Consider the following 20,857-nt stretch of genomic DNA (forward strand, 5'->3'; position numbering starts at 1 on the left):
GATCAATCCCCTCGCCCCTTCGGGGAGAGAGTTAGGGTGAGGGAACAGGCCAGCACAGTTGCGGGTATTTACCCTCACCCCGGCCCTCTCCCTAAAAGGGCGAGGGGGAAAACCGTGCCAATATTTACGTTTGAGCAAATTGTCAGCAAGTAAAAAGGCGCCGAAGCGCCTTTTGAAGATAGTCGAATCAGTAAATTACTAGTATTCGCTAATCGGTACGCAGGAGCAGAACAGGTTACGGTCGCCGTAAACATCATCCAGACGTTTCACCGTCGGCCAGTATTTGTCTGCCACGCCTGCCGGGAATACCGCAACTTCGCGGCTGTACGGATGCGCCCACTCGGCAACCAGTTCGTTCTGAATGTGCGGCGCGTTCACCAGCGGGTTATCTTCCAGCGGCCAGACACCGGCTTTTACCTGGTCAATTTCTGCGCGGATAGCCAGCATCGCGTCGATAAAGCGATCCAGTTCCACTTTGCTTTCAGATTCGGTCGGTTCAACCATCAGCGTACCCGCCACCGGGAACGACATCGTCGGCGCGTGGAAACCGTAGTCGATCAGGCGCTTGGCAATATCCAGCTCGCTGATGCCGGTTTCTTCTTTCAGCGGGCGAATATCGAGAATACATTCGTGCGCCACGCGACCGTCGCGACCGGTATACAGCACCGGGAAGGCATCCTGCAGGCGGCTGGCAATATAGTTGGCGTTAAGAATTGCCACCTGGCTTGCTTTTTTCAGCCCTTCTGCGCCCATCATGCGGATGTACATCCAGCTGATTGGCAGAATGGATGCGCTACCGAACGGTGCCGCAGAAACCGCGCCCTGACGGGTTAACATGCCTTCGATTTGCACCACGCTATGACCCGGTACAAACGGTGCCAGATGCGCTTTCACACCGATCGGTCCCATACCCGGACCACCACCGCCGTGCGGAATGCAGAAAGTTTTATGCAGGTTAAGGTGCGAAACATCCGCGCCAATAAAGCCCGGCGAAGTGATACCAACCTGAGCGTTCATGTTCGCGCCATCAAGGTAAACCTGACCGCCGAACTGGTGTACAACTTCACACACTTCACGGATCGTTTCTTCGTACACGCCGTGGGTGGAAGGATAGGTCACCATGATGCAGGAGAGATTATCGCCCGCCTGTTCCGCTTTCGCGCGCAGATCAGTCAGATCGATGTTGCCGTTTTTATCACACGCCACAACCACCACCTGCATTCCTGCCATATGTGCAGAGGCGGGGTTAGTTCCGTGCGCAGAAGCCGGGATCAGGCAGATATCGCGATGCCCTTCGTTGCGGCTTTCGTGATAATGACGAATCGCCAGCAGACCCGCGTATTCGCCCTGTGCGCCAGAGTTCGGCTGCATACAAACGGCGTCGTAACCGGTCAGTTTCACCAGCCAGTCAGCCAACTGCGCAATCATCTGCTGATAACCTTCGGCCTGTTCCGGCGGGCAGAACGGGTGCAGTTCGGCAAATTCCGGCCAGGTGATTGGGATCATCTCGGCGGCGGCGTTCAGTTTCATGGTGCAGGAGCCCAGCGGGATCATCGCCTGATTCAGCGCCAGATCTTTACGCTCCAGCGAGTGCATATAGCGCATCATTTCGGTTTCGCTGTGGTAGCGATTAAATACCGGATGGGTGAGGATTTCGTCGTCGCGCAGCATCGCAGGCTGAATAGAGCGGCTGTCGTGAGCCACGTCTTTGTCCAGCGTGTCGATGTCCAGTCCGTGGTTATCGCCCAGCAGCACGCTGAAAAGCTGCATCACGTTTTCACGCGTGGTGGTTTCATCAAGGGTGATCCCAACCGCGTTCAGGATATCGCTACGCAGGTTGATTTCAGCCGCTTCGGCACGCGTCAGTACACCCGCTTTGTCTGCCACTTCCACACAAAGGGTGTCGAAATAGTGCACATGGCGCAGCTTCAGACCTTTTTGTTGCAGCCCCGCAGCCAGAATATCGGTCAGACGATGAATACGGTTAGCGATACGTTTCAGACCAACCGGACCGTGATAAACGGCATACAGACTGGCGATGTTTGCCAGCAGAACCTGGGAAGTACAAATGTTGGAGTTCGCTTTCTCGCGACGAATATGTTGTTCGCGAGTCTGCATTGCCATGCGTAGCGCAGTATTACCAGCCGCATCTTTCGATACGCCGATAATGCGCCCCGGCATGGAGCGTTTGTATTCATCTTTCGCCGCAAAGAATGCTGCGTGTGGGCCACCGTAGCCCATCGGTACGCCAAAGCGTTGCGCCGAACCAAAGACAATATCCGCGCCCTGTTTACCCGGCGCGGTTAACAGCACCAGCGCCATAATATCGGCGGCAACGCTGACCACAATTTTGCGTGATTTCAGTTCGCTGATGAGCGCAGTGTAGTCGTGAATTTCACCAGTAGTACCGACCTGCTGTAACAGCACGCCGAAGACTTCCTGATGATCGAGCACTTTTTGCGCGTCATCGACAATGATTTCAAAACCAAAGGTTGCTGCACGGGTGCGAACCACATCCAGCGTTTGCGGATGAACGTCAGAAGCAACGAAGAAGCGATTGGCATTTTTCAGTTTGCTGACGCGTTTAGCCATCGCCATTGCTTCGGCGGCAGCGGTAGCTTCGTCCAGCAGAGACGCCGAAGCCATATCCAGCCCGGTCAGATCCAGCGTTACCTGCTGGAAGTTGAGTAGTGCTTCAAGGCGCCCCTGAGAAACTTCAGGTTGATACGGGGTATACGCGGTATACCAGCCCGGATTTTCCAGCATGTTACGCAGGATAACCGGCGGTAACTGCACGGCGGTGTAACCCATGCCGATGTAAGACGTGAAGCGTTTATTGCGACTGGCAATAGCCTTGAGTTCTGCCAGTGCGGCGTATTCGGTCGCCGGTGCGCCAACCTGCGGCGGAGTCGCAAGCTGAATATCTTTCGGCACAATCTGGCCGGTCAGCGCGTTTAACGATTGTGCACCAACGGCATTCAGCATTTCTTGCTGTTGCGCGGCGTCCGGTCCGATATGGCGTTCAATAAAAGCGCCGCTGTTTTCAAGCTGGCTTAACGTCTGTGTCATGAGCGATGGTTCCTGAAACGTGCAGTGAATTGTGAACCTCTCTCCTTGCGAAGAGAGTGAGGGTGAGGCGTAAATTTCCTCACCCTGATCCTCTCCCGCAGAAGAGGAATAAAGCCGTTACTCGTCTTCTAACAATGCTTCGTATGCGGTCGCATCCAGCAGTGATTCCAGTTCGCTTTCATCGCTGGCTTTGATTTTGAAAATCCAGCCGCCTGCATACGGTTCGCTGTTCACCAGTTCCGGAGAATCGCTCAGTGCGTCGTTTACCGCCACGATTTCACCGCTTACTGGCGCATAAATGTCTGACGCCGCTTTTACCGATTCGGCAACCGCGCAGTCATCGCCCGCGCTAACCGTTGCGCCCACTTCCGGCAAGTCAACAAACACCATATCGCCTAACAGCTCCTGAGCGTGTTCGGTGATGCCAACGGTGTAAGTGCCGTCGGCTTCTTTACGCAGCCATTCGTGTTCTTTGCTGTATTTCAGTTCTGCTGGTACGTTGCTCATCAATCAATCTCCAAAAAAGTAAATCACGCGACGGCTTTGCCGTTACGCACAAAAACAGGTTTCGTCACTTTAACCGGCATTTCACGGTTGCGAATTTGCACAATCGCTGTTTCACCAATACCTTCCGGCACGCGCGCCAGCGCAATGCTGTAACCCAGCGTCGGGGAGAAAGTACCGCTGGTGATAATGCCTTCATGCTGGTTGCCCTGCGCGTCAGTAAAACGTACCGGCAGTTCATTACGCAGCACGCCTTTTTCGGTCATCACCAGACCAACCAGTTTTTCTGTGCCATGCTCACGCTGCACTTCCAGAGCTTCACGACCGATGAAGTCACGATCTGCCGGTTCCCAGGCGATAGTCCAGCCCATATTGGCGGCTAAAGGAGAAATAGTTTCGTCCATCTCCTGACCATAAAGATTCATACCCGCTTCCAGACGCAGTGTGTCACGCGCGCCCAGGCCACAGGGTTTAACACCCGCTTCCACTAGCGCGCGCCAGAAATCGGCCGCTTTTTCATTGGGCAGCGCAATTTCATAACCCGCTTCACCGGTGTAACCGGTGGTGGCAATAAACAGATCGCCCGCCTGCACGCCAAAGAACGGTTTCATCCCTTCCACCGCCTGACGCTGGGCGTCATTAAACAGTGTGGCAGCTTTTGCCTGAGCATTAGGCCCTTGTACGGCGATCATGGAAAGGTCATCACGAACGGTAATGTCGATGCCGAAAGGTTCAGCGTGTTGGGTAATCCAGGAGAGGTCTTTTTCGCGGGTAGCGGAGTTAACAACGAGGCGGAAGAAATCTTCAGTAAAGTAGTAGACGATGAGATCATCTATCACACCACCAGAGGCATTCAACATCCCGGAGTAGAGGGCTTTACCGCTTTTGGTGAGTTTCGCCACATCGTTCGCCAATAGATAACGCAGAAACTCCCTGGTGCGGCTGCCGCGAAGATCGACGATGGTCATATGTGACACATCAAACATTCCGGCATCGGTACGTACCGCATGATGTTCGTCGATTTGCGAACCGTAATGCAGCGGCATCATCCAGCCGTGGAAATCTACCATGCGAGCGCCGCAAAGCGTGTGTTGTTCGTACAAAGGAGTCTGTTGTGCCATCTTGTCCTCATTGAATAAGCGGGGCTGACAACTTTTCATGGCGAAAATATCACCACGAAACCCAGCATCGGAGCCACTCCCGGTCCCCAACGCAATCGTTCTCTTTTCCCTGAACTTACCACCGAAACAGACGGTTAACCATAAGGTAAAATTGATCATCACATTAGCTTATGGTTAAAAAACACAAAAATCTCAACAGAATAAAAAACCAAAAATTTATTTTATTTTTATACAAATATGATGCTTTCAGGAATGCGATTTGGATAAACCAATATTAAGAACTGAAAATATGCCAAAAATCACTCAATAAAAAAATCGTAACATTAGAAAATATAATGCGAAATTGATGGTGAAATTAGTTTATTTCAAATGAGCAAAATCTCCCGGCGAAAAAACCGGGAGAAGAAAGTGTGATGGGTATCAAATAAACAGTTGAGGAGAAATTTTTTAACGCAGCCATTCAGGCAAATCATTTAATCCCATAGCCTGACGGATCAGTTGTGGTTTAACGCCAGGAAGCGTATCGGCCAGTTTCAGGCCAATATCACGCAGCAGTTTTTTCGCCGGATTGCCCCCGGAAAACAGATCGCGAAAGCCTTGCATACCAGCCAGCATCAGCGCCGCACTGTGCTTGCGGCTACGCTCATAGCGACGCAGATAAATGTACTGCCCGATGTCTTTCCCCTGACGATGCAACCGTTTCAGTTCAGCAATCAGCTCTGCAGCATCCATAAAGCCGAGATTAACGCCCTGCCCCGCCAGCGGATGAATGGTATGCGCAGCGTCGCCCACCAGCGCCAGACGGTGCGCGGCAAACTGGCGCGCATAACGCCCCGTCAGCGGAAACACCTGACGCTCGCTCTCAACCTTGCATAAGCCCAGGCGATTATCAAAAGCGATATTTAACGCGCGATTAAATTCGTCTTCGCCTGCCTGCTGCATCCGCTGCGCTTCCTCTGGCGACAGTGACCAGACAATCGAACAAAGATGCGGATCGCTAAGCGGTAAAAAGGCCAGAATGCCTTCGCCATGGAAAACCTGCCGCGCTACTGCGTCATGCGGTTCTTCAGTGCGAATGGTCGCCACCAGCGCGTGATGCTGATAATCCCAGAAAGTCAGCGGAATATCGGCTTTGTTGCGCAACCAGGAGTTTGCCCCGTCTGCGCCAATCACCAGACGCGCCGTTAACATACTGCCGTCTTTCAGTGTCAGGAAGGTTTCGTTCTCTCCCCAGGCGACCTGCTGTAATTCTGCAGGAGCTAGCAGGGTGATATCTGACGACTGCTGCACTTTGTTCCACAGCGCATAGTGAATAACTGAGTTTTCAACAATATGCCCAAGATGGCTATAGCCCATGCTCTGATCGTCAAACGAGATGTGACCAAAGCTGTCTTTGTCCCACACTTCCATGCCGTGATAGCAACTGGCTCTACGGGACATAATGTCCTGCCAGACGCCAAGACGGGTAAGTAATTTTTCGCTGGCGGCATTGATAGCCGAAACGCGCAATTGTGGTGGTGCATCCGCCGCCAGAGGTTCAGGTACGCGCTGCTCCAGTACGGCGACGCGTAAGCCGCTGCCCTGTAAGCCGCAGGCAACCGCCAGCCCCACCATGCCGCCGCCAACAATGGCTACATCAACACTTTGCATTGTTTATTCCTTAAAACCGCCTTCAACGCGCCACCCAACCAAGGGTGCGCTGCGCCAACACATCACGTGCCGGAGTGAATAATTCCATTGCCATCAGCCCGATGTTGCGCCCAACAACCAGCGGCGCCCAGCGGTTGGCAAAAATATGAACAAGGCTGTCTGTTACACCAATAGTCGCTTCGCGATCGCTCTGCCGACGCTGATGGTAACGGCACAAAATGCCGTAATCACCGATATCCTCTCCGCGTTCCTGCGCCTGAGTCAGAGTTTCAGCAAGGCTCATCACATCACGCATACCGAGGTTAAATCCTTGCCCGGCAATCGGGTGCAGGGTTTGCGCTGCATTGCCCACCAGCACGGTGCGATGGGTAATAGGTTTGGCGGCGCGGGTTAACGCCAGCGGATAAGCACTGCGTTTTCCGGCGTGGGTAATTTGCCCCAGTCGCCAGCCAAACGCAGACTGGAGTTCACGGCAGAACTCATCATCACTCCACGCCAGTACCTCTTCGCGCCGTTCCAGTGGATGACACCAGACCAGCGAACAGCGTCCGTCAGACATCGGCAACATCGCCAACGGGCCATGTTTCGTGAAGCGTTCAAAAGCGCGTCCTTCGTGCGCAACGGAGGTCGCAACGTTGGCAATCACCGCCAGTTGCTCGTAAGGCTCCTGCTGCCAGTCAACGCCGCACGCGGTGGCTAACGCTGAATGGGTGCCGTCAGCGGCTACCAGCACGCGCCCCGTCAGCGTCTCACCACTCTCCAGTTTCACCTCAACGTTACTCTGAGTACGAGCAACGTTAGCCACGCGATCCGGACAGTGCAGCGTTACGCCAGGCGCTTTGCGCAACAGCGCAAACAGTCGTTGTCCGACATTGTGCAACTCGACAACCTGCCCCAGCGCCGCCAGTTGATAATCTTCTGCGGCGAGGGTGACGAATCCGGCATGACCGCGATCGCTGACATGCACGGTAGTGATGGCGGTTGCGCAATCAGCCAAAGATTGCCAGACGCCGATACGTGCCAGTTGCTGGCAGGTGCCCGCCGCCAGCGCAATAGCCCGGCCATCAAAGCCCGGATGGGCATGTGACTCTGGCGCAGTCGCTTCAATCAAATGTACCGGCAGCGCCCCGTGACTTAACCGGGAAATAGCCAGCGCCAGCGTCGCGCCCGCCATGCCGCCACCGACGATGATTACGCTCATTGCTTTCTCGCAGCTGCCATCAACGCTTCGATTTCTTCCGGCTTTTTCACCACGCTGGCGGTGAGGTTTTCGTTGCCAGTTTCGGTAATCACAATGTCGTCTTCAATACGAATGCCGATACCGCGATATTGTTCTGGCACATCCGCATCCGGCGCGATATACAGACCTGGCTCTACGGTCAGTACCATACCCGGTTCAAGAATGCGCGAGCGCTCCTGGCCATAAATGCCCACATCATGGACATCCAGTCCTAACCAGTGGCTAAGGCCATGCATAAAGAAAGGACGATGGGCGTTCTGAGCGATCAGTTCATCAACATCACCTTTCAGGATGCCCAGTTTTACCAGGCCGCTAATCATGATACGCACCACTTCCCCGGTGACTTCCTGAATGGAAGTTCCCGGACGATACAGACGCAGGCTGGTTTCGAGAGACTCCAGCACAATGTCGTAGATTTCACGCTGAGCCTGAGTGAATTTGCCGTTGACCGGGAAGGTACGGGTAATATCGCCAGCGTAACCTTTATATTCACAGCCCGCGTCAATCAACACCAGGTCGCCGTCGCGCAGTTCACACTCGTTTTCGGTGTAGTGCAGAATGCAGCCGTTTTCACCGCTGCCGACAATGGTGTTATAGGAAGGATAGCGCGCGCCGTGGCGGTTAAATTCGTGGTGAATTTCGCCTTCCAGATGGTACTCGAACATTCCCGGACGGCATTTTTCCATCGCCCGGGTGTGCGCCAGTGCGGTGATTTCCCCCGCGCGGCGAAGTACGGCAATCTCTTCTGGCGATTTGAACAGGCGCATTTCATGAACAACAGGACGCCAGTCGATCATCGTTGCCGGAGCGGTGAGATTTTGCCGTGAGCCTTTACGCAGTTTTTCCAGCGCGCTGTTCACGATTTCATCAGCATAGGTATATTCGCCCTGAGCGTGATAAATCACATCCAGGCCATTAAGCAGTTGATAAAGTTGCTGATTGATTTCGCTGAACGCCAGTGCACGGTCAACGCCCAGTTTCTCTGGCGCGGCATCCTGACCTAAGCGACGACCAAACCAGATCTCCGCCGTCAGATCGCGCACACGGTTAAACAGAACGCTGTGGTTATGAGTGTCATCGCTTTTAATCAGCACCAGCACCGCTTCCGGTTCGTTAAAGCCGGTGAAGTACCAGAAGTCACTGTTTTGACGATACGGATATTCGCTGTCGGCGCTACGGGTCACTTCCGGGGCGGCAAAAATCAGCGCGGCGCTGCCGGGTTGCATTTGCTCCACCAGAGCCTGACGGCGACGCTGAAATTCTTGCGGGGATATATCACTCATAACACTCTCCTTACGTTTTTTGTTTTTAGTGTAGAGTTGGTTTTTGTACTTCTGGCGCGGTCGGTTGCGGATGAGTAAAGGTGTCGTGGCATAACAGCGCGGCAACACGGACGTACTCGATGATCTCTTCAAGCGACATTTCCAGCTCTTCCTGATCTTCGTCTTCGTCATATCCCAGTTGCGCGATGTTACGCAGATCGTCGATGGCTTCACCGGTTTCGCCAGTCACTTTATCCAGCTTCGGCTGAGTCACGCCAAGACCAAGCAGGAAGTGATTTACCCAGCCTGCCAGCGCATCAGCGCGATCGAAAACGCTGACATCATCGCCATCAGGCAGATAAAGCTGAAAAAGGAAGCCGTCATCCTGCAGGGCATCGCTGGTGGCTGAGTGCATTTTGCGCAATGCCTGTGCCAGCTCATGACCGAAAGCCATGCCTTCGTTCGTCAGGTCGTGAAGCAGCGGCAACCATGAACTGTCGTCATTGCCACCGCAAATCATCCCGCTGATTAAACCGTGCATCTCAGCAGGGGTCAGACCCGTCCCTTGTTGGTTCAGATACTGGTTCATTTCGTTGTAACCAGGCATTTCGTTCTGTATAGACATAAGCATTCGTCATCAAAGGGAGGAAGATTCATGATATGCTACCACTTTGGACCCTGGTGAACCAGAAAAGGGCTTGTCTCTTCTCATCAGGGTAGCTATAGTTCGCCCCTTCGCAGACCATGAGTCTGAAGACGAAGGAAGCGCAGTCAATCAGCAGGAAGGTGGCATGTCTGCACAACCCGTCGATATCCAAATTTTTGGCCGTTCACTGCGTGTGAACTGCCCGCCTGACCAAAGGGATGCGTTGAATCAGGCCGCAGACGATCTGAATCAGCGGTTGCAAGATCTGAAAGAACGCACTAGAGTCACAAATACTGAACAGTTGGTCTTCATTGCTGCATTGAATATCAGCTATGAGTTAGCGCAAGAAAAAGCGAAGACTCGTGACTACGCGGCAAGTATGGAACAGCGTATTCGGATGCTGCAACAGACCATAGAACAAGCGTTACTTGAACAAGGTCGCATCACCGAAAAAACGAACCAAAACTTTGAATGACACTTTTCGGTTTACTGTGGTAGAGTAACCGTGAAGACAAAATTTCTCTGAGATGTTCGCAAGCGGGCCAGTCCCCTGAGCCGATATTTCATACCACAAGAATGTGGCGCTCCGTGGTTGGTGAGCATGCTCGGTTCGTCCGAGAAGCCTTAAAACTGCGACGACACATTCACCTTGAACCAAGGGTTCAAGGGTTACAGCCTGCGGCGGCATCTCGGAGATTCCCTTCTTACCTGGCACCAGCCATGACGCAACTACCAGAACTCCCACTGACATTATCCCGACAAGAAATCCGCAAAATGATTCGGCAACGTCGTCGTGCGTTAACGCCGGAACAACAGCAAGAAATGGGTCAACAAGCCGCTACCCGGATGATGACTTATCCCCCGGTGGTGATGGCGCATACGGTCGCTGTATTCCTCTCTTTTGATGGCGAGCTCGACACCCAACCGCTCATAGAACAACTCTGGCGTGCCGGTAAGCGCGTGTATCTTCCAGTTTTACACCCTTTTAGTGCTGGTAACTTACTGTTCCTGAATTACCATCCGCAAAGCGAATTGGTGATGAACAGATTGAAGATCCACGAGCCGAAACTGGACGTGCGCGATGTGCTTCCCCTTTCCCGGTTAGATGTGCTGGTCACGCCGCTGGTAGCCTTTGATGAGTACGGTCAACGCCTGGGAATGGGCGGCGGTTTTTATGATCGGACATTGCAAAACTGGCAGCACTACAAAATGCAGCCGGTAGGTTATGCGCATGATTGCCAGTTAGTAGAAAAACTGCCGGTTGAAGAGTGGGATATCCCATTGCCTGCAGTGGTTACACCGTCGAAAGTCTGGGAGTGGTGAGGGCGATACACCTGCATCGCCCTGATTGACATCGTTGATTCTTTGACCTAATTTAGTGAGTAAGGGTAAGGGAGGATTGCTCCTCCCCTGAGACTGACTGTTAATAAGCTCCGAAACTTATCAGTAACAGTACAATCAGTATGATGACAAGTCGCATCATAACCCTTCTCCTTCAAGCCCTCGCTTCGGTGAGGGCTTTACCGTTACAGCCCTGTGCTGTCCCGCCATCGTAAATCCTCTTCGAATAAAGGCAACGCATTGATCTGGCTTTGATTTATTTCTTCGAGCAGACTCGCAAAGGCGATTGCAGCACACTGCAAATGCAGTGATAAGCGCGGGAAAAGGGATAAAAAAACGGGCAAGTCAGCGACCTGCCCGTTGTTTGTCAGAGAAGGGAAATCAGTACAGCAGACGGGCGCGAATGGTGCCCGGAATCGCTTTCATTGCCTGTAATGCTTTTTCAGCAACGTCTTCATCTGCTTCAATATCAATAACTACGTAGCCCATCTGAGCAGACGTTTGCAGATACTGCGCGGCGATGTTAACGCCCTGCTCGGCAAAAATTTTGTTCAGCGCAGTCAGCACGCCCGGACGGTTTTCGTGGATGTGCATCAGACGGCGGCCACCGTGCAGCGGCAGCGAGACTTCCGGGAAGTTCACCGCAGAGAGCGTGGAGCCATTGTCAGAGTACTTGATCAATTTACCCGCAACTTCCAGGCCGATATTCTCCTGCGCTTCCTGAGTCGAACCGCCAATGTGCGGCGTCAGCAGGACGTTGTCGAATTCGCACAGCGGAGAAGTAAACGGATCGCTGTTGGTCGCTGGTTCTGTTGGGAATACATCGATTGCCGCGCCAGCCAGATGTTTGCTCGCCAGTGCGTCACACAGCGCCGGAATATCGACCACAGTACCGCGCGAAGCGTTAATCAGCAGCGAGCCGGGCTTCATCAGTGAGATCTCTTTCGCGCCCATCATGTTTTTGGTAGACGGGTTTTCAGGCACATGCAGGCTCACCACGTCGCTCATATTCAGCAAGTCGGAAAGATGTTGCACCTGCGTCGCGTTACCCAGCGGCAGTTTGTTTTCAATATCATAGAAGTAAACATACATCCCCAGCGACTCCGCCAGAATGCCAAGCTGCGTACCGATATGACCATAACCAATGATACCCAGCTTTTTGCCGCGCGCTTCAAAAGACCCCGCCGCCAGTTTGTTCCACACGCCACGGTGCGCTTTGGCGTTGGCTTCCGGCACTCCGCGCAATAGCAGCAGAAGTTCACCAATCACCAGCTCAGCGACAGAACGCGTATTCGAAAACGGTGCGTTAAATACCGGAATCCCGCGTTTTGCCGCAGCATTTAAATCAACCTGGTTTGTGCCTATGCAAAAACAGCCAATAGCGACCAGCTTTTCTGCGGCATTGATCACTTCTTCGGTCAGATGGGTTCGGGATCGCAGGCCGATGAAGTGGGCATCGCGGATGGATTCTTTTAATTGTTCATCATCCAGCGCGCCTTTATGAAATTCGATGTTGGTGTAACCTGCCGCGCGAAGACTTTCCAGCGCCTTTTGGTGCACGCCTTCTACCAGCAGAAACTTAATCTTGTCTTTCTCCAGCGATACCTTTGCCATTTACCCAATCCTGTCTTTGAAATGTTGTGTGTGGATTTGCATCCGCCTTTCAACATATCAAAAAATAATAATGCGGCAATATGAACGTTTGCGTCGCGATGTTGAGGAAATATCACGAGAGGTTGATTAACAGAAGAAAATGCTGAAGATGAGACGTTCTTTAGCGTGTTAGGCAAAAGTGAGTTAAAAACGTGATAGATGTCACCAAATTTAACAATGCAAAAAATTTTTAACGGGGGACGAACTCCCCCGTCAGATCATTTCACAATGGTTTTAACGCCGTCAGGCGTGCCAATCAGCGCGACGTCCGCGCCACGGTTGGCAAACAGACCAACAGTAACCACACCCGGAATCGCGTTAATCGCATTTTCCATCGCCACCGGATCAAGGATTTCCATACCGTGGACGTCGAGGATCACGTTGCCGTTATCAGTCACCACGCCCTGACGATATTCCGGACGACCACCAAGTTTCACCAGTTGACGAGCCACTGCACTACGCGCCATCGGAATCACTTCCACCGGCAACGGGAATTTACCCAGAATATCGACCTGCTTGGAGGCGTCCGCGATGCAGATAAATTTCTCTGCAACCGAGGCAATGATTTTTTCACGCGTCAGCGCCGCGCCGCCGCCTTTGATCATCTGCATATGGCCGTTGATTTCATCTGCACCGTCAACGTAGATGCCGAGGCTGTCAACTTCATTGAGGTCAAACACATGAATGCCAAGGCTTTTTAGTTTTTCAGTGGATGCATCCGAGCTGGAAACTGCCCCTTCAATCTGACCTTTCATCGTGCCGAGTGCATCAATAAAGTGTGCGGCGGTGGAACCTGTACCAACACCAACAATGGTTCCGGGCTGAACATACTGAAGTGCCGCCCATCCTACTGCTTTTTTCAATTCATCCTGCGTCATGATCGTTTCGCCTGTGGTATGAAATTTCAGACGCATTATATACAAAAAAAGCGATTTAGACCCCGTCAGCAAGTCGTGCGGATAACTCATCCATGAAATAACAGGCAATGGCGGGCATCCTCTTTCACCCCGGCAAATCTGGGTATCAGGAGGCATCAGGATTACCCTTCTATCCCCCAGTCAGCATATCTGAAACTACGCCGATAAAGGTGAAGCTCTTCAATACAACCAATTGATAATATTAATAATAAAAATAACATCTATTGTTAGCATCTCGCCCACAGAACGTTGCCTTTACGCTCTACAAAGACTAAAAAACACGGTGTTGTCAGTCAAAATTTCCATTATGGCTGCTTTTGTATACGTTAAATGCTCTGTACCCAAAGCAAAATTATGTCATAGTTCGGCATAAGAAAATTTGAGGAGCAGGTTAAAGCAATGAAACGCCCGGACTACAGAACATTACAGGCACTGGATGCGGTAATACGTGAACGAGGATTTGAGCGCGCGGCACAGAAATTGTGCATTACGCAATCAGCCGTCTCACAGCGCATTAAGCAGCTGGAAAATATGTTCGGGCAGCCGTTATTAGTGCGTACTGTCCCGCCGCGACCTACAGAACAAGGGCAAAAACTGCTGGCACTGCTTCGCCAGGTGGAATTGCTGGAAGAAGAGTGGCTGGGGGATGAACAAACCGGTTCAACCCCGCTGCTGCTTTCACTGGCGGTCAACGCAGACAGTCTGGCAACCTGGCTGCTACCGGCGCTGGCTCCGGTGCTGGCTGATTCGCCTATTCGTCTGAACTTGCAGGTGGAAGATGAAACCCGCACCCAGGAACGCCTGCGTCGCGGTGAAGTAGTTGGCGCGGTGAGTATTCAACATCAGGCGCTGCCCAGTTGTCTTGTCGATAAACTTGGCGCGCTTGACTATCTGTTCGTCAGCTCCAAACCATTTGCCGAGAAATACTTCCCTAACGGAGTAAGCCGCTCCGCGCTGCTCAAGGCACCGGTGGTGGCGTTTGACCATCTTGACGATATGCACCAGGCATTTTTGCAGCAAAACTTCGATCTGCCGCCAGGTAGCGTACCGTGCCATATCGTTAACTCGTCTGAAGCCTTCGTTCAACTCGCTCGCCAGGGAACAACCTGCTGTATGATCCCACACCTGCAAATTGAGAAAGAACTGGCGAGCGGCGAGCTGATCGACCTTACGCCAGGGCTGTTTCAACGGCGAATGCTCTACTGGCACCGCTTTGCCCCAGAAAGCCGCATGATGCGTAAAGTCACTGATGCTTTACTAGACTATGGTCACAAAGTACTTCGTCAGGATTAATCAATCACTTAATGCCTGATAGCACATATCAGGCATTTTCCTTTTTTCTTTTTATCTTCTTTGAACAACGTCACGAAACAGACAAATCTCACGCGGCAAAAAACGACGTCCCAATGCATTTTTTTTGCTGGCGACAACCCCGTGTAAAAAGCTCACCGTAAGCGCATCCCACCAATTTGATTGCGTTTTATGGAGCAAATAATGTCTAACGTGCAGGAATGGCAACAACTTGCCAACAAGGAATTGAGCCGTCGGGAGGAAAACGTCGACTCACTGGTACGGCAAACGGCGGAAGGGATAGCCATCAAGCCGCTGTATACCGAAGCCGATCTCGACAATCTGGAAGTAACCGGCACCCTTCCAGGCTTGCCGCCCTACGTTCGTGGTCCACGTGCCACCATGTATACCGCTCAACCGTGGACTATTCGTCAGTATGCCGGTTTCTCCACGGCAAAAGAATCTAACGCCTTTTATCGCCGTAACCTCGCTGCCGGGCAAAAGGGTCTTTCCGTTGCTTTTGACCTCGCCACCCACCGTGGTTACGACTCTGACAATCCGCGCGTTTCAGGCGACGTCGGTAAAGCAGGTGTCGCTATCGACACCGTTGAAGATATGAAGGTGCTATTCGACCAGATCCCGCTGGATCAAATGTCGGTTTCGATGACTATGAACGGGGCAGTCCTGCCAGTACTGGCGTTTTATATTGTGGCCGCTGAAGAGCAAGGCGTTACACCCGATAAACTCACAGGCACCATCCAGAACGACATTCTGAAAGAGTACCTCTGCCGCAATACTTACATTTATCCGCCAAAACCGTCGATGCGTATTATCGCTGACATCATCGCCTGGTGTTCCGGCAATATGCCGCGCTTTAATACCATCAGTATTAGCGGTTACCACATGGGCGAAGCGGGAGCCAACTGCGTGCAGCAGGTGGCGTTTACTCTCGCTGATGGAATTGAGTACATCAAAGCTGCACTTTCTGCTGGCCTGAAAATTGACGACTTTGCCCCGCGCCTGTCGTTCTTCTTTGGCATCGGTATGGATCTTTTCATGAACGTCGCCATGCTGCGCGCCGCACGTTATCTCTGGAGTGAGGCGGTAAGTGGATTTGGAGCCAAAGATCCGAAATCACTGGCACTGCGCACCCACTGTCAGACCTCAGGCTGGAGTCTCACCGAGCAAGATCCCTATAACAACGTTATCCGCACTACCATTGAAGCGTTGGGCGCCACGCTTGGCGGTACACAATCACTGCATACCAACGCTTTTGATGAGGCACTTGGACTGCCAACCGACTTCTCGGCACGTATAGCCCGTAATACTCAGATAATCATTCAGGAAGAGTCAGAAATCTGCCGCACCGTCGATCCGCTGGCCGGATCTTATTACGTTGAGTCGTTGACCGATCAGATCGTCAAACAGGCTCGATCCATCATCGCTCAGATTGACGAAGCCGGGGGTATGGCGAAAGCGATCGAAGCGGGTTTGCCAAAACGCATGATCGAAGAAGCGTCTGCGCGTGAGCAGTCACTGATCGATCAGGGCAAACGCGTGATTGTTGGCGTTAACAAGTACAAGCTGGATCACGAAGACGAAACCGATGTCCTTGAGATAGACAACGTGATGGTACGTAACGAGCAGATTGCTTCACTGGAGCGCATTCGCGCCACCCGCGATGATGCTGCCGTAACCGCCGCACTGAATGCTCTGACTAATGCGGCACTGCAAAACGGAAACCTGCTGGCTGCTGCTATTAATGCGGCACGCGTTCGCGCGACATTGGGTGAAATCTCCGATGCGCTGGAAGCCGCTTTTGACCGTTATCTGGTGCCGAGCCAGTGTGTTACCGGCGTGATTGCGCAAAGCTATCATCAGTCGGAAAAATCAGCTTGCGAATTTGATGCGATTGTTGCGCAAACGGAACAGTTCCTCGCGGATAACGGCCGTCGCCCGCGCATTCTGATCGCCAAAATGGGGCAGGATGGACACGATCGCGGAGCCAAAGTCATTGCCAGCGCCTATTCCGATCTTGGATTTGACGTTGATTTAAGTCCGATGTTCTCGACACCAGAAGAGATCGCCCGCCTGGCAGTAGAAAATGATGTTCACGTAGTGGGCGCATCCTCACTCGCTGCCGGGCATAAAACGCTGATCCCGGAACTGGTAGAAGCCCTCAAAAAATGGGGACGCGAAGATATCTGCGTAGTCGCTGGCGGCGTTATTCCACCGCAGGATTATGCCTTCCAGCAAGAACGCGGCGTGGCGGCGATTTATGGTCCGGGTACGCCCATGCTCGACAGCGTACGTGATGTACTGAATCGGATTAGCCAGCGTCATGATTAACGAAGCCACGCTGGCAGACAACATTCGGCGCTTACGTCAGGGTGAGCGTGCCACGCTCGCCCAGGCGATGACGCTGGTAGAAAGCCGTCATCCACGTCATCTGGAACTAAGCACTCAGTTGCTCGACGCCATCATGCCGTTTTGTGGTAATGCCCTGCGACTGGGCGTTACCAGTACACCTGGCGCGGGGAAAAGTACCTTTCTTGAAGCCTTCGGTATGTTGCTGATTCGCCAGGGGCTGAAAGTCGCGGTGATTGCCGTCGATCCCAGCAGCCCAGTGACCGGTGGCAGCATTCTTGGCGATAAGACTCGGATGACCGAACTGGCGCGTACCGATGCGGCATTTATTCGCCCGGTTCCGTCATCCGGTCATCTGGGCGGCGCCAGCCAGCGGGCGCGGGAGTTAATGCTGTTATGCGAGGCGGCAGGTTATGACGTGGTGATCGTTGAAACCGTCGGCGTCGGGCAGTCGGAAACCGAAGTCGCCCGCATGGTGGACTGTTTTATCTCACTGCAAATCGCCGGTGGTGGTGATGATCTCCAGGGCATTAAAAAGGGACTGATGGAGATGGCAGATCTGATTGTCATTAACAAAGACGATGGCGATAACCACGCGAATGTCGCCATTGCCCGCCACATGTACGAGGGCGCTCTGCATATTCTGCGTCGCAAATATGACGAATGGCAGCCGCAGGTTCTCACCTGTAGCGCGCTGGAAAAATGCGGTATCGATGAGATTTGGCGCGCAATTATCGATTTCAAAACCGCACTTACCGCCAGCGGTCGTTTGCAACAAATGCGGCAACAACAATCGGTGGAATGGCTGCGTAAACAAACCGAAGAAGAAGTGCTGCACCACCTGTTCGCGGATGAAGATTTCGATCGTTATTACCGCCAGACGCTATTAGCAGTCAAAAACAATACTCTCTCGCCGCGCACTGGCTTGCGGCAGCTCAGTGAATTTATCCAGACTCAATATTTTGAATAAAGGAATTTTTATGTCTTATCAGTATGTTAATGTCATTATCATCAACAAAGTTGCGGTCATTGAGTTTAACTATGGCCGCAAACTCAATGCATTGAGTAAAGTCTTTATTGACGACCTGATCCAGGCACTAAGCGATCTCAACCGACCGGAAATTCGTTGTATCATTCTGCGTGCTCCGAGTGGTTCCAAAGTCTTCTCCGCAGGCCACGACATCCATGAACTGCCATCAGGCGGTCGCGATCCTCTCTCTTACGATGATCCGCTACGGCAAATTACCCGTATGATCCAAAAATGCCCCAAACCGATCATTTCGATGGTCGAAGGTAGCGTCTGGGGAGGTGCTTTTGAAATGATCATGAGTTCCGATCTGATCATCGCTGCCAGCACGTCGACCTTCTCAATGACCCCAGTTAACCTTGGCGTGCCGTATAACCTGGTGGGCATCCACAACCTGACCCGCGACGCGGGCTTCCACATCGTCAAAGAACTGATTTTTACCGCTTCGCCAGTCACCGCCCAACGCGCGCTGGCTGTTGGCATTCTCAACCACGTTGTTGACGTCAGCGAGCTGGAAGATTTCACCCTGCAAATGGCGCACCACATTTCCGAAAAAGCACCGCTGGCGATCGCGGTAATCAAGGAAGAACTGCGCGTGCTGGGCGAGGCGCACACGATGAATTCAGACGAATTTGAACGTATTCAGGGGATGCGCCGAGCGGTTTATGACAGCGAGGATTATCAGGAAGGTATGAATGCTTTCCTGGAAAAACGTAAACCTAATTTCGTCGGTCATTAATGCTCAGCGAATGAAGGAGTAAAAGATGAATATGATCTGGGCAAGGATGACCGCCGATGAAGCGGCGGAAATTATCCAGCACAATGATATGGTAGCATTCAGCGGCTTTACCCCTGCGGGTTCACCTAAAGCTCTACCTGTCGCTATTGCTCATCGTGCCAACGAACAACATGAGGCGAAAAAACCGTACCAGATTCGCCTGCTAACCGGCGCGTCAATTAGCGCCGCCGCCGATGACGTGCTCTCTGAAGCTAACGCCGTTTCATGGCGCGCTCCGTATCAAACATCATCTGGGTTACGCCAAAAGATCAATCAGGGGGCAGTCAGTTTTGTTGATCTGCACTTGAGCGAAGTCGCGCAAATGGTTAACTACGGCTTCTTCGGCGACATTGATGTTGCGGTAATTGAAGCCTCGGCCATCGAGCCGGATGGACGTGTCTGGTTAACCAGTGGGATCGGTAACGCTCCGACCTGGTTACTGCGGGCCAAGAAAGTAATCATTGAACTCAATCACTATCATGATCCGCGCGTTGCGGAACTGGCGGATATTGTGATTCCTGGCGCACCACCGCGACGCAATAGCGTTTCAATCTTCCATGCGATGGATCGCGTCGGTACTCGTTATGTGCAAATTGATCCGAAAAAGATTGTTGCGGTCGTGGAAACCAACTTACCTGATGCAGGTAAGCTGCTGGATAAGCAAAATCCCATGTGCCAACAGATCGCCGACAATGTGGTTACCTTCTTATTACGTGAAATGGCACAGGGGCGCATTCCGCCGGAATTTCTGCCACTGCAAAGTGGGGTAGGCAACATCAATAATGCAGTAATGGCGCGTCTCGGGGATAACCCGGATATTCCACCGTTTATGATGTATTCGGAAGTGCTACAGGAATCAGTAGTTCATCTTCTGGAAACCGGAAAAATCACCGGAGCCAGCGCCTCCAGTCTGACTATCTCCGCCGATTCACTGCGCAAGATTTATGACAATATGGACTATTTCTCCTGCCGGATTGTGTTACGTCCGCAGGAGATTTCCAATAACCCGGAAATTATCCGCCGCCTTGGTGTTATCGCTCTGAACGTCGGCCTGGAGTTTGATATTTACGGGCACGCCAACTCAACGCATGTTGCCGGAGTTAATTTAATGAACGGTATCGGCGGCAGCGGTGATTTTGAACGAAATGCTTATCTGTCAATCTTTATGGCGCCGTCGATCGCCAAAGAAGGAAAAATATCAACCATCGTGCCGATGTGTAGTCATGTTGATCACAGCGAGCACAGCGTGAAAGTGATCATCACTGAACAAGGGATCGCCGACCTGCGCGGCCTCTCTCCACTTCAACGCGCACGCGCTATCATCGATAACTGCGCCCATCCCATGTACCGTGACTATTTGCATCGCTATCTGGAAAATGCCCCAGGAGGGCATATTCACCACGATCTTAGCCACGTTTTCGATCTGCATCGTAACTTGATCGAAACGGGTTCAATGTTGGGTTAATTGCTCGTACCATCACGATCTTCAGCAATTTGCTGTAGTATCGTGGCGGTATAGCGATGATTTTTCAGTGAATAGAGGTATTCCTGCATATACATTGGCGTATGCGGCGCATCGAAATATTTCAGCGTTGCCGGATTCACCAGTCGCCAGGCAAAATGTGGAATGACTGTCAGAAAATGTCCGCGCTCAACGGCGCTGATTTTGGCCATAAAACTGTAGGGGCGATAAATGATTGTTGGATTGATCCCACAAGGGCGCATGTTCGCATCAATCATCGCTTCATAGTTAGCGCGGTTCTGAAAGCGCATCTGTAACCACGGTAACTCCTGTAATAACTCCTGCTCCTGACGTTCTTCAAAACGGCGGGAAACAAGAAACCCCAGTCGCAGCGGCGACAGTTCGCTAATAGTTAGATTTTCCAGCCCCTTAACACGGGCGGATACATGCTGCGGAGGGTGATGCTGCCAACTTACTGATTTAGTGTATGATGGTGTTTTTGAGGTGCTCCAGTGGCTTCTGTTTCTATC

18 protein-coding genes and 1 other RNA gene are annotated in these 20,857 nt (G+C 52.3%); 8 read left to right on the forward strand and 11 right to left on the reverse strand.

Annotated elements, in window-relative coordinates; all coding sequences use genetic code 11:
- Positions 1-198: 198 nt before the first annotated feature.
- The 7 genes from gcvP to ygfB all read right to left on the reverse strand — a co-directional run bounded on the left by gcvP (position 199) and on the right by ygfB (position 9,471).
- Positions 199-3,069 carry an aminomethyl-transferring glycine dehydrogenase gene (gcvP, locus tag FC814_RS17060; RefSeq protein WP_137326219.1) on the reverse strand — a complete coding sequence of 957 codons (2,871 nt, stop codon included), beginning with the start codon at positions 3,067-3,069 and terminating at the stop codon, positions 199-201.
- Positions 3,070-3,186: 117 nt separating this feature from the next.
- Positions 3,187-3,576 carry a glycine cleavage system protein GcvH gene (gcvH, locus tag FC814_RS17065; RefSeq protein WP_001295377.1) on the reverse strand — a complete coding sequence of 130 codons (390 nt, stop codon included), beginning with the start codon at positions 3,574-3,576 and terminating at the stop codon, positions 3,187-3,189.
- A 23-nt stretch (positions 3,577-3,599) separates the two neighbouring features.
- Complete coding sequence (gcvT, locus tag FC814_RS17070) at positions 3,600-4,694, reverse strand: glycine cleavage system aminomethyltransferase GcvT (protein ID WP_085461139.1); 1,095 nt, start codon at positions 4,692-4,694, stop codon at positions 3,600-3,602.
- A gap of 447 nt (positions 4,695-5,141) precedes the next feature.
- Positions 5,142-6,344: an FAD-dependent 2-octaprenylphenol hydroxylase gene (ubiI, locus tag FC814_RS17075; protein ID WP_032226165.1), complete on the reverse strand. Its 1,203-nt coding sequence runs from the start codon at positions 6,342-6,344 to the stop codon at positions 5,142-5,144.
- Positions 6,345-6,366: 22 nt separating this feature from the next.
- Entirely contained in the window at positions 6,367-7,545 is a 1,179-nt protein-coding gene (gene ubiH, locus FC814_RS17080) for a 2-octaprenyl-6-methoxyphenyl hydroxylase (protein WP_000111210.1), read from the reverse strand.
- Entirely contained in the window at positions 7,542-8,867 is a 1,326-nt protein-coding gene (pepP, locus tag FC814_RS17085) for a Xaa-Pro aminopeptidase (protein ID WP_137326220.1), read from the reverse strand. Before pepP ends, ubiH begins: the two co-directional genes overlap by 4 nt.
- Positions 8,868-8,892: 25 nt before the next feature.
- Positions 8,893-9,471 (reverse strand): UPF0149 family protein YgfB, encoded by a 579-nt coding sequence (gene ygfB, locus FC814_RS17090; protein WP_001295378.1) that lies wholly within the window; start codon positions 9,469-9,471, stop codon positions 8,893-8,895.
- Positions 9,472-9,637: 166 nt separating this feature from the next.
- On the opposite strand from ygfB, the gene zapA reads away from it, so the two are divergent.
- From zapA to FC814_RS17105, 3 genes are all read left to right on the forward strand, one after another.
- Positions 9,638-9,967, forward strand: coding sequence for a cell division protein ZapA (zapA, locus tag FC814_RS17095; RefSeq protein ID WP_001276008.1), 330 nt, complete (start codon positions 9,638-9,640; stop codon positions 9,965-9,967).
- 41 nt (positions 9,968-10,008) lie between these two features.
- Positions 10,009-10,192, forward strand: a non-coding RNA gene (ssrS, locus tag FC814_RS17100) — 6S RNA.
- Positions 10,193-10,212: 20 nt separating this feature from the next.
- A complete protein-coding gene (locus FC814_RS17105; RefSeq protein ID WP_000192749.1) occupies positions 10,213-10,815 on the forward strand; it encodes a 5-formyltetrahydrofolate cyclo-ligase in 603 nt (200 codons plus the stop codon).
- A gap of 100 nt (positions 10,816-10,915) precedes the next feature.
- On the opposite strand, the gene ibsC is transcribed toward FC814_RS17105, so the two are convergent.
- From ibsC to rpiA, 3 genes are all read right to left on the reverse strand, one after another.
- Entirely contained in the window at positions 10,916-10,975 is a 60-nt protein-coding gene (ibsC, locus tag FC814_RS17110) for a type I toxin-antitoxin system toxin IbsC (RefSeq protein WP_071524576.1), read from the reverse strand.
- 239 nt (positions 10,976-11,214) lie between these two features.
- Positions 11,215-12,447 (reverse strand): phosphoglycerate dehydrogenase, encoded by a 1,233-nt coding sequence (serA, locus tag FC814_RS17115; protein WP_001151617.1) that lies wholly within the window; start codon positions 12,445-12,447, stop codon positions 11,215-11,217.
- Positions 12,448-12,704: 257 nt separating this feature from the next.
- Positions 12,705-13,364: a ribose-5-phosphate isomerase RpiA gene (gene rpiA / locus FC814_RS17120; protein ID WP_024191163.1), complete on the reverse strand. Its 660-nt coding sequence runs from the start codon at positions 13,362-13,364 to the stop codon at positions 12,705-12,707.
- 438 nt (positions 13,365-13,802) lie between these two features.
- On the opposite strand from rpiA, the gene argP reads away from it, so the two are divergent.
- From argP to scpC, 5 genes are all read left to right on the forward strand, one after another.
- Positions 13,803-14,696: a DNA-binding transcriptional regulator ArgP gene (gene argP, locus FC814_RS17125; RefSeq protein WP_000828349.1), complete on the forward strand. Its 894-nt coding sequence runs from the start codon at positions 13,803-13,805 to the stop codon at positions 14,694-14,696.
- Between the two features lie 201 nt (positions 14,697-14,897).
- A complete protein-coding gene (gene scpA, locus FC814_RS17130; RefSeq protein ID WP_137326221.1) occupies positions 14,898-17,042 on the forward strand; it encodes a methylmalonyl-CoA mutase in 2,145 nt (714 codons plus the stop codon).
- Entirely contained in the window at positions 17,035-18,030 is a 996-nt protein-coding gene (meaB, locus tag FC814_RS17135; protein WP_137326222.1) for a methylmalonyl Co-A mutase-associated GTPase MeaB, read from the forward strand. Before scpA ends, meaB begins: the two co-directional genes overlap by 8 nt.
- Before the next feature lie 10 nt (positions 18,031-18,040).
- A complete protein-coding gene (scpB, locus tag FC814_RS17140) occupies positions 18,041-18,826 on the forward strand; it encodes a methylmalonyl-CoA decarboxylase (RefSeq protein ID WP_137326223.1) in 786 nt (261 codons plus the stop codon).
- Between the two features lie 25 nt (positions 18,827-18,851).
- Complete coding sequence (scpC, locus tag FC814_RS17145; protein WP_001056014.1) at positions 18,852-20,330, forward strand: propionyl-CoA:succinate CoA transferase; 1,479 nt, start codon at positions 18,852-18,854, stop codon at positions 20,328-20,330.
- Here the strand turns inward: scpC and FC814_RS17150 are convergent.
- The coding region (locus tag FC814_RS17150) for a LysR substrate-binding domain-containing protein (RefSeq protein ID WP_301546371.1) at positions 20,327-20,857 on the reverse strand (531 nt) is incomplete at its 5' end. The two genes, scpC and FC814_RS17150, sit on opposite strands and share 4 nt — an antisense overlap.

Source organism: Escherichia sp. MR (genome assembly GCF_005280595.1).
GTDB classification, from domain to species: Bacteria; Pseudomonadota; Gammaproteobacteria; order Enterobacterales; family Enterobacteriaceae; genus Escherichia; species Escherichia ruysiae.